The sequence below is a fragment of the Candidatus Blochmanniella camponoti genome, from assembly GCF_023585825.1.
Lineage (GTDB): Bacteria > Pseudomonadota > Gammaproteobacteria > Enterobacterales > Enterobacteriaceae > Blochmanniella > Blochmanniella camponoti.
In genome coordinates this window covers 639780-659952 of record NZ_CP097751.1, presented here as the reverse complement: position 1 = coordinate 659952, position 20173 = coordinate 639780, and the positions used below count along the sequence as shown (strand labels likewise).

Annotated in this window: 17 protein-coding genes, 1 tRNA gene and 1 rRNA gene; 6 read left to right on the top strand and 13 right to left on the bottom strand. The window is 28.9% G+C overall.

The features are described from left to right. The first annotated feature begins 117 nt into the window (after nt 1–117). Complete coding sequence (locus M9394_RS02815) at nt 118–1278, top strand: MFS transporter (RefSeq protein WP_250249927.1); 1161 nt, start codon at nt 118–120, stop codon at nt 1276–1278. A gap of 321 nt (nt 1279–1599) precedes the next feature. Here M9394_RS02815 and thiI read toward each other — a convergent pair whose 3' ends face one another. Further along, nucleotides 1600–3060, bottom strand: coding sequence for a tRNA uracil 4-sulfurtransferase ThiI (gene thiI, locus M9394_RS02810; protein ID WP_250249925.1), 1461 nt, complete (start codon nt 3058–3060; stop codon nt 1600–1602). A gap of 285 nt (nt 3061–3345) precedes the next feature. On the opposite strand from thiI, the gene ispA reads away from it, so the two are divergent. Both ispA and dxs read left to right on the top strand, forming a co-directional pair. Further along, on the top strand, nt 3346–4266 hold the full coding sequence (gene ispA, locus M9394_RS02805; protein ID WP_250246894.1) for a (2E,6E)-farnesyl diphosphate synthase: 921 nt from the start codon (nt 3346–3348) through the stop codon (nt 4264–4266). A gap of 35 nt (nt 4267–4301) precedes the next feature. Then, entirely contained in the window at nt 4302–6176 is a 1875-nt protein-coding gene (gene dxs / locus M9394_RS02800; RefSeq protein ID WP_250248149.1) for a 1-deoxy-D-xylulose-5-phosphate synthase, read from the top strand. Nucleotides 6177–6275: 99 nt separating this feature from the next. On the opposite strand, the gene M9394_RS02795 is transcribed toward dxs, so the two are convergent. The 8 genes from M9394_RS02795 to tgt form a co-directional block, all read right to left on the bottom strand. After that, nucleotides 6276–6767, bottom strand: a complete 492-nt coding sequence (locus M9394_RS02795) for a phosphatidylglycerophosphatase A family protein (RefSeq protein ID WP_250250254.1) — start codon at nt 6765–6767, stop codon at nt 6276–6278. A 105-nt stretch (nt 6768–6872) separates the two neighbouring features. Continuing rightward, entirely contained in the window at nt 6873–7307 is a 435-nt protein-coding gene (gene nusB, locus M9394_RS02790) for a transcription antitermination factor NusB (RefSeq protein ID WP_250246896.1), read from the bottom strand. Nucleotides 7308–7341: 34 nt separating this feature from the next. Further along, the gene (gene ribH, locus M9394_RS02785; RefSeq protein ID WP_250246897.1) at nt 7342–7812 is read right to left on the bottom strand and encodes a 6,7-dimethyl-8-ribityllumazine synthase; all 471 of its coding nucleotides are present in this window, start codon (nt 7810–7812) and stop codon (nt 7342–7344) included. Nucleotides 7813–7921: 109 nt separating this feature from the next. Then, nucleotides 7922–9061, bottom strand: a complete 1140-nt coding sequence (gene ribD, locus M9394_RS02780; RefSeq protein WP_250248147.1) for a bifunctional diaminohydroxyphosphoribosylaminopyrimidine deaminase/5-amino-6-(5-phosphoribosylamino)uracil reductase RibD — start codon at nt 9059–9061, stop codon at nt 7922–7924. Between the two features lie 465 nt (nt 9062–9526). Further along, a complete protein-coding gene (gene secF / locus M9394_RS02775) occupies nt 9527–10444 on the bottom strand; it encodes a protein translocase subunit SecF (protein WP_250249923.1) in 918 nt (305 codons plus the stop codon). Between the two features lie 59 nt (nt 10445–10503). Continuing rightward, nucleotides 10504–12363 (bottom strand): protein translocase subunit SecD, encoded by a 1860-nt coding sequence (gene secD / locus M9394_RS02770; protein WP_250249921.1) that lies wholly within the window; start codon nt 12361–12363, stop codon nt 10504–10506. Between the two features lie 27 nt (nt 12364–12390). After that, nucleotides 12391–12744, bottom strand: coding sequence for a preprotein translocase subunit YajC (gene yajC, locus M9394_RS02765; protein ID WP_250246901.1), 354 nt, complete (start codon nt 12742–12744; stop codon nt 12391–12393). Nucleotides 12745–12817: 73 nt separating this feature from the next. Further along, entirely contained in the window at nt 12818–13924 is a 1107-nt protein-coding gene (gene tgt, locus M9394_RS02760; protein WP_250246902.1) for a tRNA guanosine(34) transglycosylase Tgt, read from the bottom strand. Between the two features lie 1448 nt (nt 13925–15372). Between tgt and M9394_RS02755 the strand changes: the two genes are divergently transcribed. Further along, a complete protein-coding gene (locus M9394_RS02755; RefSeq protein WP_011282773.1) occupies nt 15373–15975 on the top strand; it encodes a peroxiredoxin C in 603 nt (200 codons plus the stop codon). 129 nt (nt 15976–16104) lie between these two features. Here the strand turns inward: M9394_RS02755 and M9394_RS02750 are convergent. The 3 genes from M9394_RS02750 to dnaQ form a co-directional block, all read right to left on the bottom strand. Next, nucleotides 16105–16178, bottom strand: a tRNA-Thr gene (locus M9394_RS02750). A gap of 205 nt (nt 16179–16383) precedes the next feature. Then, complete coding sequence (lpcA, locus tag M9394_RS02745; RefSeq protein ID WP_250246903.1) at nt 16384–16971, bottom strand: D-sedoheptulose 7-phosphate isomerase; 588 nt, start codon at nt 16969–16971, stop codon at nt 16384–16386. Nucleotides 16972–17191: 220 nt separating this feature from the next. After that, complete coding sequence (gene dnaQ, locus M9394_RS02740) at nt 17192–17941, bottom strand: DNA polymerase III subunit epsilon (RefSeq protein WP_250249919.1); 750 nt, start codon at nt 17939–17941, stop codon at nt 17192–17194. Between the two features lie 58 nt (nt 17942–17999). Between dnaQ and rnhA the strand changes: the two genes are divergently transcribed. Both rnhA and gloB read left to right on the top strand, forming a co-directional pair. Further along, nucleotides 18000–18455 (top strand): ribonuclease HI, encoded by a 456-nt coding sequence (gene rnhA, locus M9394_RS02735; RefSeq protein WP_250242166.1) that lies wholly within the window; start codon nt 18000–18002, stop codon nt 18453–18455. Between the two features lie 325 nt (nt 18456–18780). After that, nucleotides 18781–19536, top strand: coding sequence for a hydroxyacylglutathione hydrolase (gene gloB / locus M9394_RS02730; protein ID WP_250249917.1), 756 nt, complete (start codon nt 18781–18783; stop codon nt 19534–19536). Between the two features lie 366 nt (nt 19537–19902). On the opposite strand, the gene rrf is transcribed toward gloB, so the two are convergent. Further along, a 5S ribosomal RNA gene (rrf, locus tag M9394_RS02725) occupies nt 19903–20018 on the bottom strand. Nucleotides 20019–20173: the final 155 nt, after the last annotated feature.

Genomic DNA, 20173 nt, shown 5'->3' with positions numbered 1-20173 from the left:
ATAATATGATATTTCTCAATATATATGAAATTTTCATTTTAAATATTTCATATATATCGATATTTTAAAATATATAAATTTAAGATACTTCGATATCCATCTATTGTTAACACTATAATGACTAAAAAAGAATTTTACATTATATTTGGATTGAGCATGATATTTGCATTACGTATGGCAGGAGTATTCATGATTCTGCCCGTTTTAACTGTTCATGCTGTTTCCTTACAAGGAGCGAATGGAACTGCGCTAGGTGTAGCTATTGGAGTATATGGCTTAATGCAAATAATCTTTCAATTACCTTTTGGATTAATGTCTGACAAAATTGGACGTAAATCTGTCATTATCGGGGGATTAGTGTTATTTATTTTTGGTAGTGAAATAGCAGCAACCACTAGTAATATTTGGGGGCTTATTATTGGACGAGCACTACAAGGATCAGGAGCTATTGGCAGCTCACTTATAGCATTGTTGTTAGACTCAGTACCAGAACAACATCGTATAAAAGCTATGGCGTCAGTTGGTATGAGTGTTGGTATAGCTTTTGCTGCTTCTATGGTTCTTGGCCCAATTATTGCTAATAAGTTTGGATTGAACGGATTATTTCATAGTATTACTATATTAATTATATTAGCTATTATTCTAATTTGTATTATAAAACCACCTATTTCTTCTCATCCCGTAAAAAATGATGAAAATTTATTTATTATGTTTAATCAAATTAAACATATATTAACTCATTCACAATTAATGAAATTAAATGTTAGCATATTTTTTACACATACTATTTTAATGTTAAACTTTATTGTTTTACCAAAAACAATGATAAATTTAGGATTTCCTCTTGGTATACATTGGAAAATTTATAGTATTATTATGGTAATATCTGCTATCGTAGTATTGACATGTATTTTCTATTTTGAAGGTAAAAATTGTACAAAAAAGATATTAATTGCTTGTATGAATATTTTATTTTTATCTGAACTAATTATGTTAATGAATACATTATATAGTAAAATGTTTTTACTTGGAATGCAGTTATTTTTTATAGCATTTAGTTTAATAGAGACAATATTACCTGCTTTGATAAACAAAGAAGCACAAAAAAAATATAAAGTAACTACCATTAGTATTTATTCTATTGGTCAATTTTTAGGAATAGGATTCGGTGGGATTTTAGGTGGATTTTTATTAGAAATGAAAGGAGTATGGTTGGTATTGTTTTTTTCATTAATTATATCCTTATTGTGTGTTATAGTAGTTAACACACTACATTAATTATCTGTAATGCGGTTAAATTTTACGGTTAATATGCAACGAAATACATAAATCCATTGCTTCATTAAAACACAGAATATTTCAATAAATGTTGTGAATAAAAAAATTATGTTTTTTATAAACTGTAAAAGCGTAATTACGGTAATGTGATTACTGTAATTTATTAATAAAAGTTATCTATAATTCAGTAATACTGAAAACCAATGCTATGGCGTTTTCTATAAAACAATTTTTAGTAAACTTAATAATTCAGTAAGGCACTCATTATTAATTAAAATTTTTAATTGAAGTATTTATCCACGACTTGTTTCACCCTATTCGTTATCTAGGTGGCCTGTATATCTTTACATTGCGAAATCCTTGTCCATGCAAATACATTACCTGCAACCGACTCATTATACCATGATCACAATATAATAAATATACTTTATCGGGATTTAATTTAGAAAATTGATCAATTAGACTATAAAAAGGTATTTTTTTTATTTCTACATTATCTAAATAAAGAGGATTTCTTTTTTGTTCAATTTCTGTTCGTATATCCAATACTACATCAGTAGAATCCAATATTTTTTTAGTTTCTACTTGAAATACATGTTGATTAATAATTTGATCAGGAATATTTTGTACGTCTATTACGTAAGATTGAGACACCGCACGGTCTAACACGGTGAAATCAAAATTATTTTCTTCAAATTCGATGAGTTCTTTTGTTGTTCTTGCAGTTGATTTTGTTGATATTATTCCACAATATTCCGGAACAGATTTTGAAAATATTTCTGTGCCTATTTTTCGAGCTAAATTAATAATTTTTTCTTTGTCATAAGCAATTAAAGGGCGAAATATTACATGATCAGAAACACTGTCAATAAGTGTTAGGTTGCTTAAAGTTTGACTCGATACTTGTCCTAATACTTCTCCTGTTATTAATGCAGTAATTTTGCAACGATTAGCTACCAATGATGCAGAACGTATCATCATACGTTTTAACACTACTCCTATTTGGTTGTCTTTTATTTTAGCAACAATTTCTTTAATGACTTCTGAAAAATCAATAGAAATAAATTTTATTTTATGAGAACTACTAAATTTGTTCCATAGAAAATATATTACCTTACATACTTCAATAGTATGCATAGCTCCGCCTAAATTAAAAAAACAATAATTCACTTTACATCCTCGTCGAATGAACATATAGCTAGCAACAGCTGAATCAAATCCTCCTGAAATTAATGATAACATTTCTTGTTGCGTACCTATCGGAAAACCTCCTAATCCTTCGTAACGTTTGATAATTATAAAAAGTTTATTATCTTTAATTTCCAAACATATAGTTTTTTCAGGTTTTGTTAAGTTAACTCTAATATTACCTATGTTTTGACACAATTTATTCCCTAAATAATGTTCAACTTCTTGAGAAGTGAAATTATGTTTGCCACAACGTTTCACTCGAACACAAAAACTTTTACCTGACAATTTAATCTCACAATTTAGACTGAGTATAATTTTTTCATAAATATCTTGTAAAGAATGAAACATATGTTTTTTAATTAATAACAAATGATGAATACCAGGAATATTCACTAAAATAGCGCATATTTTTTGGTACTTGTTATTATTACATATTACCTCAAGATAATCCCAATTACGTATAATTGATGCTGATTCATTATTTTTTTTTAAAATAGTCTTAATATTTGTAATGAGGATTTTTATAAAAAAAACTCGTATAGCGCGGCTTTTTATTGTAATTTCTGGTGATAATTTAATAACTATTTTCATATAAATGTTTTAAACATTAAAATACATAAGCATAAGAATAATATATTAGATATAGTAATCTTATACTATATAAATTATTATTATTTACATAATAATGTGCTCTTCTTTTAGATTATCGCATCAAAAATGATGATAGCCTATCATATACGTAATCAATATATGAATTTATGAAAATAATTATACTAACATATAGATATTTTTATTATGCAATATTATTATATACTGTGTATGTTATTTAAATACACATATCTAATAGTGTTTATTTTATGGTATTAGTACAATACTATGCTTATGATTGATTTTGTTAATGAGTTACGTGCCAGCCATCAACGAGTAGATGAAGCTATTAGTCGTTATTTACTTATGTTTCTTAAACAAGATGTATCTCTCCTGATGCAAGCAATACGTTATAGTGTTCTGTTAGGAGGAAAACGATTACGTCCTTTTTTGGTTTATCAAACAGGTAAATTATTTGGTATTAGATCATCAAATCTTAATGCTCCAGCAGCAGCCATTGAATGCATACATGCTTATTCTTTAATCCATGATGATTTACCTATTATGGATAATGATAAACTGCGTAGAGGACATCCAACATGTCATGTCAAATTTGGAGAATCTATTGCTGTTTTAGCAGGTGATGCTCTACATACATTAGCTTTTACCATTCTTTCAGAAGCACATATGCCAACCGTCACAGATCAAGATCGTTTAAAAATGATTGCTACATTAGCTTCTGCCAGCGGAGCTAATGGTATGTGCTTAGGTCAGTCTTTAGATTTAATTAGTAAAAATAATAAAAATATATCAGCCACACAGTTAGAAACCATATATCAGTACAAAACAGGATCATTAATTCGAGCTGCAGTTCGCATTGGAGCTTTAGCAGCAGGAAACAAAAGCTGCGATGACGTATTGTCATTTCTAGACCACTATGCTACAACTATAGGTTTAGCTTTTCAAATACAAGATGACATTATAGATATTTCACATACATATGATCAGAAAAAAAAACACAGCATGCGATCGAAACATAATGATATCAACAACACTTATCCAAAAATATTAGGATTAAGCACAGCTCGCACTAAAGCTCAAGATTTATATTGTGAGTCATTAACATCTTTAAAATACATTGCGAAATTAGGCTACAACGTTAATATTTTATCTGCATTTTCGCGTTATATCATTAAACGTAACAACTAAAATTACGTAAATAAATAATATTAAATAAATTTAATATGAACTGTAATTCAAATAAATACCCCATATTAGGTTTAATCAATACTCCTAAAGAATTGAGACAATTATCTGAAGATCATTTAACAAAGTTGTGTAATGAGTTACGTCAATTTCTTTTAACTAGTGTTAGTAGATCTAGCGGACATTTTGCATCTGGATTAGGAACTATTGAACTTACCGTAGCATTACATTACGTATACAATACTCCATTTGATTATTTAATTTGGGATGTAGGGCATCAAGCATATCCACATAAAATTCTTACGGGACGACGCGAACGTATTTTTAGTATTAGAAGGAGGAACGGATTACATCCATTTCCTTGTCGTGATGAAAGCGAATATGATGTTTTATCAGTAGGACATTCCTCTACTTCAATTAGCGCGGGATTAGGTCTAGCAATAGCGGCGGGACGAGAAATGCTGGGACGTCGTACAGTATGCGTGATAGGAGATGGAGCAATAACTGCTGGGATGGCCTTTGAAGCAATGAACCATGCTGGATCTACAAACTCTGATTTATTGATTATTTTAAATGATAATGAAATGTCTATTTCAGAAAACGTAGGAGCATTAAACAATCATCATACTCATATTTTATTAAAAAAAGTATATTCCAATTTAAAAGTAGACAATAATAAAATATTGTCTGACGTTTTTTTAACTAATACATTGATTAAACATACTGGTAACCAAATCAAAAATTTTAATGGCACATCAAGTTCATTATTTTCACAACTTGGTTTTAATTATATTGGCCCCATTAATGGACACGATGTATTAGAATTAGTATATATTTTGAGAAATATACGTGATATGAAAGGTCCACAATTCTTACATGTTATTACTAAAAAAGGTTGTGGATATGAACCTGCAGAAAAAGATCCTGTTAAATGGCACGCAGTACCAAAATTTGATCCTGAAAGCGGATCGTTACCCACAGAACATTCTAAAAATATAACTTATTCTGCAATTTTTGGTGATTGGTTATGCCAAGTTGCGGCTCGAGATAATAAGATTATAGGAATTACGCCCGCGATGAGAGAAGGTTCTGGAATGAGTATCTTCTCTCAGAAATATCCAAAACAATATTTTGATGTTGCAATTGCTGAACAACATGCTGTGACATTTGCTGCTGGATTAGCTATAGCGGGTTATAAACCTATTGTCGCTATTTATTCAACATTTTTACAACGCGCATATGATCAAGTAATCCATGACGTAGCAATTCAGAATTTGCCTGTGTTATTTGCTGTCGATCGAGGAGGTATTGTCGGAGCAGATGGACAAACTCACCAAGGCGCTTTTGATTTATCGTATTTGCGTTGTATTCCAAATATGATAATCATGACCCCAAGTGATGCGTGTGAATGTAAGTTGATGTTATATACAGGATATCGCTATCGATATGGACCTAGTGTTGTACGTTATCCTAAGGGATATGCTGTACCTGGTAATTTAGTAGATACAACAAAATTGTATACCTTACCATTAAGTAAAGGTGTAATACGTCGTCAAGGAAATTGCATCGCAATTCTTAATTTCGGAACTTTATTGCAATCAGCCTATAATGTTGCATCTGAATTAAATGCGACTCTAGTAGATATGAGATTTGTTAAGCCATTAGATGAAAACTTAATAAAAAATCTTGCTAAAAATCACCAAGTTTTAATAACATTAGAAGAAAATACAATAATGGGTGGAGCCGGAAGCGGGGTAAATGAATTTATTATGCAGAATAAGTTATCAATTCCAGTTTTAAACATTGGTTTGCCTGATTTTTTTATTTCACAAGGTTCACAATCAGAGATACTCTCTGAATTGGGATTAGATAGTATAGGTATTTATAAAAAAATTATAAAATGGATACATTAACAGGGTTATATTCAATGTAGTATAACGTTTAGATGATCTGACACATATAATAAAGTTAACCTTCAATATTATCGACATATATACATTTTATAAAACATTTTAATGATATAAATTCATTAGTAATAGCATGATGCAAACTGATATAATACTCGCTAATATGTCATCAATAATGATTCCAAATCCACCTTTTATTTCACGATCACACCATGAAATTGGCCAGGGTTTTGCTATATCAAATATTCTAAATAATAAAAATGCGATAATCGTCCATACCCAACTATGTATTGGTACTATAATTAATGTCATCCACATACCGACAAATTCGTCCCAAACGATTGATTTAGGATCATGAACACCAATTATTTTAGTAGTATGATCACAAAAATATATACCCACTCCTGTTCCAATAATCAAGAATAGAAGATAAAACTGAAATGGAAATAAATAATTCAAAATCCACCATATTGGTATTGCTAATAATGACGCTGCAGTTCCTACTGGTAGCCAAGAAATTGTACCTAAACCAAAACCAGTGGCAAATAAACACCATATTTTAGATAATTTCAAATTACTAATCATATTTAAAAACATATCAGTAGCACACATCTATCCGGTTTCGGGGGTTCGGGATTAATAAAAACAATTATTGTTCTTTCAAATTTATTTTTCATTATAAAAACAACAATTATATCATTATTATTTAATAATATGATTGTTTTTGCTAACACAAAGTTGATTGGCTATTTTATCTAATACTCCATTAATAAATTTATGACTTTTTTCAGCTCCAAAATTTTTTACAAGCTCAATTGCTTCATTAATAGCAACTTTATATGGTATATCATTACATTTGGTAAGCTCAAATAATGCAATACGTAACACCGAATGTTCAATATAACCTAATTTCTTTAAATTGCGGGATAAATGCGGTATCATTAATTTATCCAGTTCTTCAGCACAACTTATTACTCCAATGTATAATTCATGAAAATAAGAGATATTGCAATCTTGAATATCTTGCTCTGTTACAACATAACGTTCTATTTCTTTAACATCATTTTTAGATACTTGCCAAGAATACAATGCCTGCAATGTACATTCACGAGCACGCCTTCTACTAATTGCTTTCACATAACTCCTGTTATATATTTATATGTATTAAGAACTACTTTTTAATTATTTTTAGTATATTAATCATTTCTAAAACAGCCAAAGCAGCTTCTGATCCTTTGTTATTAGCTTTAACACCTGAACGTTCTATAGCTTGACTAATATTATCCGTAGTAAGTAATCCAAATCCAATAGGCAATGTGTTTTCCATGGAAATTCTGGATAATCCAGAGCTACATTCTTTTGCAACAAACTCAAAATGTACAGTAAATCCACGAATTACTGTACCCAAAGCTACTATTCCATCATATTTGTGACTAATAGCCAATGCTTTTGCGATTAACGGTAATTCATAAGAGCCTGGGACCCAAATTATGGTTATATTTTCATCTTTTACGTGCCCAATTCTTTTTAAGACATCTAAAGCTCCTTCGAGTAAATTATTATTAACGAAACGATTAAACCGAACAACCGCGATAGCAATCTTGGCTGTATTTGCCATAGTATCACTTTCAATAATATTCATAATAATCCTTATTATTCAGGTTACTAAAATCATTACTTGTTCTTATTTACAAATAAACATGTTATAGCATAAATGCTATAACATAGGGTATAACTAATAAAAAAATATATTACATACTCTTTGGGATTAATCTTAAACGCAGATCTGGTCCTACATTTTTGATGTCAAGTAATTTAAAAGATTTAATGTCATTTAGACATTTGATGTTTGGTAATAAACATAAAGGTCGCGCGTCAGATCCTAAAAATTTTATAGCTTGATACAGAATAAGTTCGTCTACCAATCCAATATCTAATAATACTCCTGAAAAAGTAGCTCCTGCTTCAACCCAAATATTATTAATTTCACGATATCCAAGGTGTTGCATTAATTCTGTTAGATTTATTCGATGATGGCCATGACAATTAATTGACGATAATAATAGTTGTTCTACTGATGAGGGCCAATTTCGATGATCTTTTTTTAAACGCACGAGTAGAATTTTTCCCTCATATCGTATAATACGATGTGTTGGAAGTACTCTATTTGTGCTATCAATAATGACTCTCAGTGGTTGCCTAATTTGATTGTTGGAATAAATACGTTTCATTTTGTCTGAAAAACATGCCCAACGTACATTTAATTTTGGATCATCTGCTAAAACAGTGCCAGCAGTAGAAAGAATGACGTCACTTTCTGCACGGAAACGTTGTACATCTTGGCGTGCCTGAATAGATGTAATCCATTTACTTTCTCCAGAAGACATAGCGGTCCTGCCATCTAAAGATGCAGCTAATTTTAATTTAACCCATGGAAATCCGGTACGTATACGTTTGAGAAATCCTCGATTTATTGATTCAGCTTCAGGTAACATCAGACTATGTTGTACTTCAATACCTGCTTGTTGTAACACATGCAAACCACGTCCTCTTGCGTAAAAATGAGGATCTAACATAGCTACAACAACACGTTTAATTCCTGCATTAATTAATGCAGTAGTGCAAGGAGGAGTACGTCCATAATGACTACATGGTTCCAGAGTGATATAAGCAGTTGCTCCTTGTGCTAAATTTCCAGCAATACGTAACGCATGTATTTCAGCATGTGCCTCTCCTGCTCGTATGTGATACCCCTCTCCTATAATTTTATTATTGCGAACGATAACACATCCTACATTAGGATTAGGCATTGTAGTAAAGCGTCCTTTCCATGCCAATTGGAGCGCTCGTGTTAAAAATCTTTTGTCATGTAGTATAATATTGTCTGTCATAGACATCATGAGATCGTGAAACTAAATATATTTTTATATGATCAATTTTTATTAATAAAAAATAATTTAAATCCGATATTACGAGAGTACTATTGTTTTGGATCTCTCGATATGTCATGATACTAATAAATTATTCAGTAAATGTTGAAGTTATAATCAGCCATGTGATACGAATACCACAGCTAATATTTGATTACATAATAATGTATTAGATTTCATTTGTTTATATATTAATTGTAGTAATGTTTATTGATACTTAAATACGTATGCGTTAATTTATAACGCATACGTATTGTTGTTACAAATTTAATTTTGTTTAAAATATAAATCATACATCATGTACAAACTGTATTCCAAAACACTTATGTCAACAATAATATCAATCAGTATTCCTATGGCACCAAAAATACTATTATATTTTTGGTGTTTGTTAAGCAAATATATAAAATCAGTAGTGAAAAAATTTTATTTTTTATTAATTTTTATAAAATGATCACGTGCAGTACCAAATTTGAATGCTAACGCTGAAGCTATATATATAGATGATACTGTGCCAATAATAGTTCCAAGTAATAAAGTAACTGCAAATCCGTGTAATATATCCCCCCCCCAAACTAGTAGTATCAGTAGTACCATAATAGTTGTAACCGAAGTTATAATAGTTCTACTTAATACTTGACTCAATGAGATATTAAATATGTCTATAGATTTTGATACAGGTATATAATAGAAATTTTCTCTAATTCTATCAAAAATGACAATTTTATCATTAATAGAGTAACCAATTGCTGACATTAGGGCAGCAATAATGGTGGAATCTATTTTAATAGCAAACAAAGATAATATACCTAAAATAACTATCATATCATATGTTAAAGATATGACTACTCCAGTTGCCAATCTCCATTCAAAACGAAAAGTTATATATACTAAGATGCATATTAATGCGACTAATAAAGCTATTATTCCTGTATTTATCAGTTGACTATGAACGCTGGGACCAATCCAATTTACTTGTTTAACGAAAAAATTTTGAACAATACCTTGTCGTAAAGTATATAGTACTGTACTTATAGTGTGTTGATTAATCTTATTTTCATTAGGATCCAATGGTAATCGTATCATGATATCTTTCGGGGAACCAAAATGTTGCACGATAGGGTTTTTGAATCCTGATTGAACTAGAATATTTTGAATATTAATGATATTTACATCTTTTTCTGAAGTAATTTCAACTGACATACCTCCAGTAAAATCTATCCCCCAGTTAAAACCGCGCGTTATTATAGTACAGCATGAAATAAAGAATAAAAATATCGATAAAAAAAATATTAAACGTTTCCATGCAAGAAAATCATAAATTTTATAATAACTTTCACTCATTTTAAAGAAATTCAATTAAAATGTATAAATTGGTATATACGATCTAAAAAGTTAAAAAGTTAAATGGATAGCTTATTAATACGTCTTTTCCCATAGACTAAATTAACAACAGCACGAGTACCAACAATAGATGTAAACATTGATGTGCCTACTCCAATAATAGTAGTAATAGCGAATCCTTTAATTGGTCCTGTACCAATTAAATATAATATAATGGAAGTGATAATAGTTGTAATATTTGCATCTACAATACTAGTAAGTGCTTTACGATATCCTGTGTATATAGCGTATTGTACTGGTTTACCTTGTTTTATTTCTTCTTTGATTCTTTCGTTAATTAATACATTTGCATCTACAGCTACGGATAAAGTCAATATTATTCCCACTATACTTGGCATAGTTAACACTATTCCTGGGATTATAGACATCGTACTTATCATGAGTATTAAATTAGCAATTAAAGCAACACTAGCGATTAATCCAAAATAATGATACCATAAAATCATAAAGCATATAGAAGTTAATAATCCTAAAGCACATGCGGTAAATCCTCGTACAATGTTTTGTTTACCAAGTATAGGGCCAATCATGCGTTCTTCTTCAATATGAATAGGTGCCGCTAAATTCCCCATACGTAATAATAACGAAAGATGACGTGCTTCATTTAAATTGTTGATTCCGGAAATACGGAAATTATCACTTAATTGAGATTGAATAGTAGCAATATTAATAACTTTTTCATGTTTAATTAAAATAGCATGACCTTTAGAATCTTTTTTTCCGTTATCTTTGTATTCTACGAATAAAGTAGCTATGGCTTTTCCAATATTATTTTTGGTAAAATTAGAAATTAAGGTACTACCTGTTTTATCTAAAGAAATATTCACTTGAGGTCGATTATATTCATCTAAACTAACATTAGAATTAATAATATTGTCTCCTGATAATACTATTCGTTTATATAATGGTATTAAATAACCATTATTACTTAATTTTATCTCAGAATCTTCTGGAATTAAATTATTATTTATTTCAAATTCACTTATTGCTGAATTAACCAGTCGAAACTCCAGGCTTGCCGTGGTACCAAGCATCTCTCTGATCTTTTCAATATCTTGAAAACCGGGTAATTCTATAATAATACGATCACTTCCATGACGTTGTACTAATGGCTCAGTAATACCTAACTGATGGATACGATGATGTAAAATAGTACAATTTTGATGTATTGCGTGCTCACGAATTGCATTTTTTTTTCTTTCAGAAAAAATCACATGTAATTTGTTGGTTCCCATTGCATGCAATATTAGGTCATTATCTATTTCAGATAAAGGTAAAATTGCTTTATTTCTATAATTAGAATTTTGAAAATTAATTTCAATATCATGATTTTTAATTTTGTATATTTTTAAATAGGAAATGTTTTTTTCAAATAAGATAGTTCTTAAAGAATCAATATATTGTTCTTGGAATTTATCTAGTACAGTTTTCGTATTTGCATGTATTACAAAATATATTCCACCGCATAAATCCAATCCTAATTTTATAGGCTTAGCTTTTATTGCAGATAACCAATGTGGTATGTTTGGAGTATTACAAAGTAATATCTGATACTTCTTTGAAAAAATAGTTGATAGTTTTTGGTAAGCTTGTAGTTGATCTTGTTCATGAAAAAATTGTATTCGAATTTTATTTGCTTGCAATACAATAGATTTATTAATTATTTTTTCGTATGTTAGTATTTTTTTTATTTGACATAATAAAATATCATCCATCTCTTGATAGTTTTTATCTAAAGCACATTGAGCAATATATATTGTAGGGTGATCCCTATATAAACTCGGTAATGTGTAGATTATACTAGTAACAAATACTAAGATAACCGAAAGATACTTCCATAACGGATAATTATTTAACACAAAATATTATCTCAATCTATATTGAAATTATAATGCTTTCATAGTGCCTTTAGGTAAAATAGCAGTAACACAGTCACGCTTAATCAATATTTCATTGCCATTAGTGTCATTTTTGTCATTGAGAATAACAAAGATATAACCTGTTTCTGTAACTTTGACTACACGCCCGACTAACCCTCCATTAGTTAGGATTTCGTCTCCTTTAGAGATGGAGCTTAATAATTCTTTATGAATTTTATTACGTTTTTGTTGTGGTCTAAAGATCATAAAATAAAAAATTCCAGCAAATACTGTTAACATGATTACTAAGGAATACGGATTACTCTGAGAGTTAGAGTTAGCATTGATACTTGCCCAAGCAGCATTAATAAATATGTTCATGTATACTTCCTGTTTTATAAATAGTTTGAATTATTGAGTCTAATTAAAAAAAATACTAAATGTAAATTCAGTATTAAATACGATTAACACGCTTATAAAAAATATCGATAAAATTTTGCAATGATTTTGTTTTTATAGCTTGACGTAATTCCTCCATTAAACGCTGGTAATATCTTAAATTATGAATAGTATTTAAACGCACACCAAGAATTTCTTTACAACAATCTAAATGATGCAAATACGAACGACTGTAATGTTGACAAGTATAACAATCACAGTCCCCATCTAACGGGGAAGTGTCCTGTTTGTATTGCGCATTACGAATTTTAATTGTTCCATCAGAAACAAATAAATATCCATTACGAGCGTTACGCGTTGGTATAACGCAATCAAACATATCAATACCTTTCTGCACAGCCTCCAGCAAATCCTCTGGCTTACCAGCACCCATTAAATAGCGTGGTTTATTTATAGGAATTAATTTACATATATGAGATAAAATACGATACATTTCCTTTTTTGGCTCACCTACCGATAAACCTCCTATTGCGTATCCATCAAAACCAATATTTATTAATTCTTTTGCTGATATATCCCTTAAATTTTTATACATACCTCCTTGAATAATAGCAAACAACATATTTGAATTATGTAATGTATCGAAACGCAAACGGCTGCGTTCAGCCCAATTTAAAGACATGTTTACTGATTTTTTTACATAATCCCAAGTGTTGGGATAAGATATGCATTCATCAAATATCATAACTATATCGGATTGCAAATCGTGCTGAATTTCTATGGATTTTTCTGGAGTTAAAAACACAAGATGACCGTCGATAGGGCTTTTAAAGAAAACTCCTTTTCTTGTAATTGTACGCATTTTGCTTAGACTAAATACTTGGAATCCTCCAGAATCTGTAATTATAGGACCATTCCAGCTCATGAATTTATGTAAGCTACCATGTAGCTTTATAACGTCTAAACCAGGACGCAACCATAAATGAAAAGTATTGCTTAAAATAATTTGTGTTCCACTGGCTTCAATTTCCTTTGAAGTTAATGTTTTTATGGATCCATAGGTCCCTACTGGCATAAAGGCAGGCGTATCTACTATTCCTTGGTTACAAATAAGTCTACCAAGACGTGCACAGCCATCTGTTTGTAATAGTTGAAATGGCATAAATGTTATCCTAATTAAAGAAATGTTTATTAATCTATATATAAATATAGTAAGTACTAATTACAAACTGTATTTATTATAATAATCTGTATTTATATATATTATGCACAATAAACGTAATATATTCATAACTTACAAAGTTATATGTATATGCCATAATTTATAATCCTTAATAAATATTAATAACAATTTTTATATTTTTTTGACTTAATTAATATTAATTTTAAAAAATATAAATTAAATAATAATATCGTTTAAGATCTATCAAATAAAATTGATAGAACAAAGATTTGTTGCATATATGAAAATATTCAATAGTTATCGCTATATTTGACATATATTAATATGATGGTCAACAGTTTATGGTGATTATTATCATCAATTATTTAATAGCTATTTTTTGAATTTTAATATAGATTTTTATTTAGATAAGTTGTATTAATTAAAATTAATTGATTTCATACGTAAAATTACTAAAATCGTTACTATATTATAGTATATAATTTTGTCAACAAAGTATTGTCAAAGAAATATTATGTCTACTGTTAGAAATAATTTATTATATATAGATGTGTAATATTAATTACTTGATATATTATTTGGATCGATTTTTATTTACGAATGAAAATATGGTGACATATTTTACAATTAATATTATCTAATATTAATTAGACGATTATTTAATCGTTATCGATTACATTTTTAGAATCATCCTATATATTCTTATTATTTACTGATTATTAAATTAAATATTAATTTTATTGAGTCAGAAATTACACATAAATGTTTATTGTAGATATTGGTCATGAAAATCTCAATGAGATCATTGAATTTGTCTGTTGCAAATCACTATTATTACTGATGATATCAAATATCATAAATTTCCTGACTTTAATTTTTTTTAAGAAGATCTTAAATAATCTGATTGAATTGATTAAGTTATTTTCAATTAAGTGGTCATGATTGACTCTAAATTTTTCAATTTAGATACAAGGATTTGGTTTTTAAGAAAAAATACTGACTTTTAATTGACAAATACTACTATATTTTCAATATAGAGTAATTATTGTGGTTCTCTGTATTTATTATCACGCAATATTTTTAGTGCTGAAAATAAGGATTTAAGATAAATTATACAGTAATAATCGATTATAATTATTGTTAATAATAAACAATAAATTTTGTTGCCGAATCATGTTATTGTAGATATAGTATCTACATGAAATAATATTAAATAAGCGGATTAGTAATTCATAAAAAAGAATAAGATTTTACAAAAAATCTTCAAACAGATAAGTAGTTTTTTATTTTAAAAATTTTTACATAGTATTTTTTGTATAAAGATAGTTTAAACAGTAGACTGAATATTGATTGTCAGTATCAATATTTATATATTTAATATCGTCAACATCTTGAATAGATTACAACAAAGATTATAAGGAATCAATATGGTATTAGTTAGTCATTGTGCTCCAGATTTTACTTCTTCCGCAGTATTAGGAAATGGTGAAATTGTAGATAATTTTAATTTATTAAATTATATTAATAAAAAGGAAGCAATAGTGTTTTTTTGGCCTATGGATTTCACTTTTGTGTGTCCATCGGAATTGATTGCTTGCGACAAACGTTATGTTGAGTTTCAGAAACGAAATGTGGAAGTCATTGGGGTTTCTATAGATTCAGTTTTCGTGCACAATGCTTGGAGACAAATTCCTGTAAGTCAGGGCGGGATTGGATTATTGAAATATGCTATGGTTTCTGATATAAAACGTGAAATTATTAAAAAATATGGTATTGAACACTCGAATAAAGGCGTGGCTTTACGCGCTTCTTTCTTAATAGACAAATCGGGAGTGATACGTCATCAGGTAGTTAATGATTTACCTTTTGGTAGAAATTTTGATGAAATGATTCGTATGGTAGATGCCTTGAAGTTTCATGAGGTTCATGGTTTACTATGTCCTGCTCAATGGAACAAAAATAAAAAGGGACTAGAAGCATCACAAAAAGGGGTAGTTGATTATCTTTCTGAAAATTTCTCTCAATTGTAAATATCTCTTGCATCGTATAGCAAGTAAAGTAACAGGTTTGTGTTGCTCGATGGATACAGGTGTATAATTATAAGTAAAAATTATTTAAGTCAACAAACAAAATATTTACATTGCAATTGCATTACATTATGCCGATAATAGGATTTGAACCTATATCCTTCGCATTACGAATGCGCTGCTCTGCCTATCTGAGCTATATCGGCATTTGCTTACCAAACCCTACTTGTAGTGCACAATACAATATATTCTACTTTTTATAGACACAAAAATTTAGTTCTTTGGAACACATCCAGATCTAAAGTGTATCAAGTTTGTACAAAAAAAACAAGTAAACACATTTTTTGTTTCTATTTATATGATATCCTTCTTTATGCATAGGTGTACATTGACATCAATTTTCATCATTTCTCACGAAATGAACGCCATTTCTTTTTCTATAAGCAGGATAAGTAAATGGATTATTTTAATATGAATTTCTTGAATATAATCAAGATAACTTGCATATGGTGCACAAATTTCTATATCTATGTAATTAGATAATTTGTTTTCTTTTTTTTCTCCAGTCAAGAAAATTATTTTCATACTTTGTTTGTACGCTGCTTCTATGGCATATAAAATATTGGTTGATTCTCCAGAAGTAGAAATAGCAAATAGTACGTCTTTCTCATTTCCAATAGATTCAATATAACGGGAAAAAATATATTTGTACCCAAAATCATTACCAACACACGATAAATATGAGGGATCAGAAATAGCTATCGCTGCATAACCTGCACGATTGCTTCTATAACGTCCAGTCAGCTCTTCTGAAAAGTGCATAGCATTACAGTGTGAACCACCATTGCCACAGGACAATACTTTTCCTCCTTTTTTAAAAGTATTAGCAATAAGTTTTGCAGATGATTCTATTGCTTGAATGTTATGTTTTTCACCAGAAAATATCTGCATCATTTTTATAGTTTCATTAAATTCTTTATAAATTATATCATGATACATGATTACTCCTTCAAAAAATAATATGTTATGATATTATGTATTGTGCCTAACTAACAAATTAGAGACGTGAAGTTTTTAATAAAAATTCGTAAAAAATATATTTATTTCAATTTAAACCTTATCTGTAATATAGAGTATATTTATGCTACATACAAACATATCTACTGCTTTATTTTATTATAAAAAATAAACTGAAAATTATTATTTTGTTACATTATTATTATTGTCGCCATATACAGTATTTATTTAACTGTTGTATGCTATCTAAATATTCTTCGTGAGCTAATTTTTCTTGTTCATTAGCATAAATGATTTTTAATGATTTTTTACTTACACATTTTGTAGAGTTTGGTCCTATTATATTATTGATTTTATTATTTGATATATTTGTATTCGTTACTTCCATAAATTTCATTTTTATTTGACCTCCACTCATAGACAAAAATACATTAGCTAGAAGTCGTGCATCGAGCAATGCGCTATGTAAATTGCGTCGATTGCCGTTATTAATAAAATAACGTTCGCATAATGCATCTAAACTATTACGTTGTCCTGGAAATTTTTTTCGAGCTAATTTTAAGCTATCAATTATAGTGCAGTAAGATTCTATTTTTTTTGAGTTTGCCTTGCAAATTCGTAATTCTTGATTAAGAAATCCTAGATCAAAAGGAGCATTATGAATAATTAATTCACTCCCTCGAATGAATGTTAAAAATTCATTTATTATTTCTGCAAAAGTTGGTTTATTTTTTAAAAATTGATCGCTAATTCCATGTATCTGGATGGCCTCAATATCAATCATACGATTTGGTTTCAGATAAACATGGAATGTGTTATCAGTTAAATGACGGTTTATTATCTCTACCGCACCTATTTCAATAATCCTATGTCCTTCATAATGTGGTCCAAACTTGTTCATGCCAGTGGTTTCAGTATCTAAAACAATTTGTCGTATAATATTAGTGCTCATAGCTTTTCATTTGTGTCACACTAGTTATTTGAATTGAAATAATAATATATCCTATAATATGTATAAAAAAATAGAAATTTTTACGGATGGGTCATGCCTTGGTAATCCAGGTCCAGGTGGTTGTGCTGCGATATTACGGTATAAACAACATAAGAAAGAATTTAGTGTTGGGTACCGCTTGACTACCAATAATCGTATGGAATTAATGGCAGCTATTATCGCATTAGAATCGCTCAAAAATCCCTGTCAAATCATTTTAAATACTGACAGCCAATATTTGTTACATGGCATTACTCAATGGATTCATATATGGAAAAAACATCACTGGAAAACCTCTGAAGAAAAATTAGTAAAAAATATTGATTTATGGCAACGTCTAGATGTAGCGATACAAATTCATAGTATTATACATTGGAATTGGTTAAAAAGCCATACTGGACATCCAGATAATGAACGATGCGATCAATTAGCTCGATTAGCTGCTAAATGCCCTCTAAATGAAGATTTTTATTAATAATAATATTATCGGAATTAGTATTCTTACATAATTAATCATATAATTATAATAATTATTATATGTATGCGCATATATATTTATAGACATATAATTTTATTATATAAAGTTCTTATGTATCGAAACTCTTATGAATTAAACTTATATATCTTCTGATTTAACAACGATACAACACTATTTACTCATAATTTACGAAATTTCTATTGCACTTATATTTATATTTGAAACACTTAATCTAAGTACTAAAAATAATATTTTTATCCATTGAATATTTCTGAAAAAATTTTAAAATACTTATTTTAAATTTGTATCACTGCGATTAATCATGAATATCATTAGAATCCCGGTATTAAGCACTAATTATATTTGGTTTTTATATAATTATAAAAATGAATGCATAATTATTGATCCTGGAGAAGCAATAAAGGTACTAGATATTTTAAAAAAATTCCAATTTAGATTACGAGCAATTTTATTGACTCATAATCATATTGATCATGTCAATGGAGTAGCTCCGTTAATTCAACATTTTCCAAAAACAATTGTTTATGGTCCCATGGAAACCAAAAATAATGGCTCTCACTTCTTGGTATCAGAAGGAGATGATTTTGTATTATTAAAGAAAAAATTTAAAGTTCTCAATTTGCCTGGGCATACATTGGGGCATATTGGTTTTTATAGCGCACCCTGGTTATTTTGCGGAGATACTGTATTTTCTGCGGGTTGTGGTAAAATCTGTATAGGATTTGCTCAAAATATGTATGAATCTTTTCTAAAAATTAGACATCTTCCTCATAATACCTTAATTTTCAGCGGACACGAATATACTTTATCTAATGTTAACTTCGCTATTTCTATTTTACCTCAAGATCAATCCATTATTAATTATCGCAATAAGATCATTAAGTTATATAACCGCAACCAACCCACCGTGCCAACAACGCTAGATTTAGAGCTAAAGGTTAATCCTTTCTTTCGTTGTGGTAATTCAGATATAAAAAAATCATTAAATTTATCCTGTAACCTTAAAGAAGAATGGCAAGTTTTTTCTGAATTACGTAAGAAAAAAGATTCGTTTTAGTCGTTATTGTAGTATAGTTACTGAATTTCAGTCATTACTTTTTATTATAATTTTTTATTTTAAAAAATTAATTACATTTCCAATTAAAACTTTTTATTCAATTTTATCTTATACGCACGTTAGTTCTAATTGTGGTTACAATTGCTTTTCAAGCCTATAAATATACATATAACATATAATAAAATATTAAAAAATTAAAGCTGCAATATTATATTACTGTTTAGTATATTTTTATTTTCTGTAAACAGATAAAAACTCGTTAAACATTACAATAATTTATCTACCAGATAAACATAAAAAATCATTCAGCTGTATTGTTTTTAACTGTTTTATAGCTTCGATATTAGATTTCCATTAAATTTAAATACTTGGCAGCCCCCTACTCTCGCATGAGGATACCCCACACTACCATTGGTACTACGACATTTCACTTCTGAGTTCGGAATGGAATCAGGTGGTACTATCGCGCTAATGCCGCCAAGTATGATTTTTCATCATCAAACAAATACCAGTAAATCAACTCAATACTTCATATTATATATGATTTTTTTTTTAAAATCCAAATAAATTATAAAAATCATAGATTTCATCTGCACAATATATTTTTAAAGAATAATAAATCTTTATGAAAAATCAT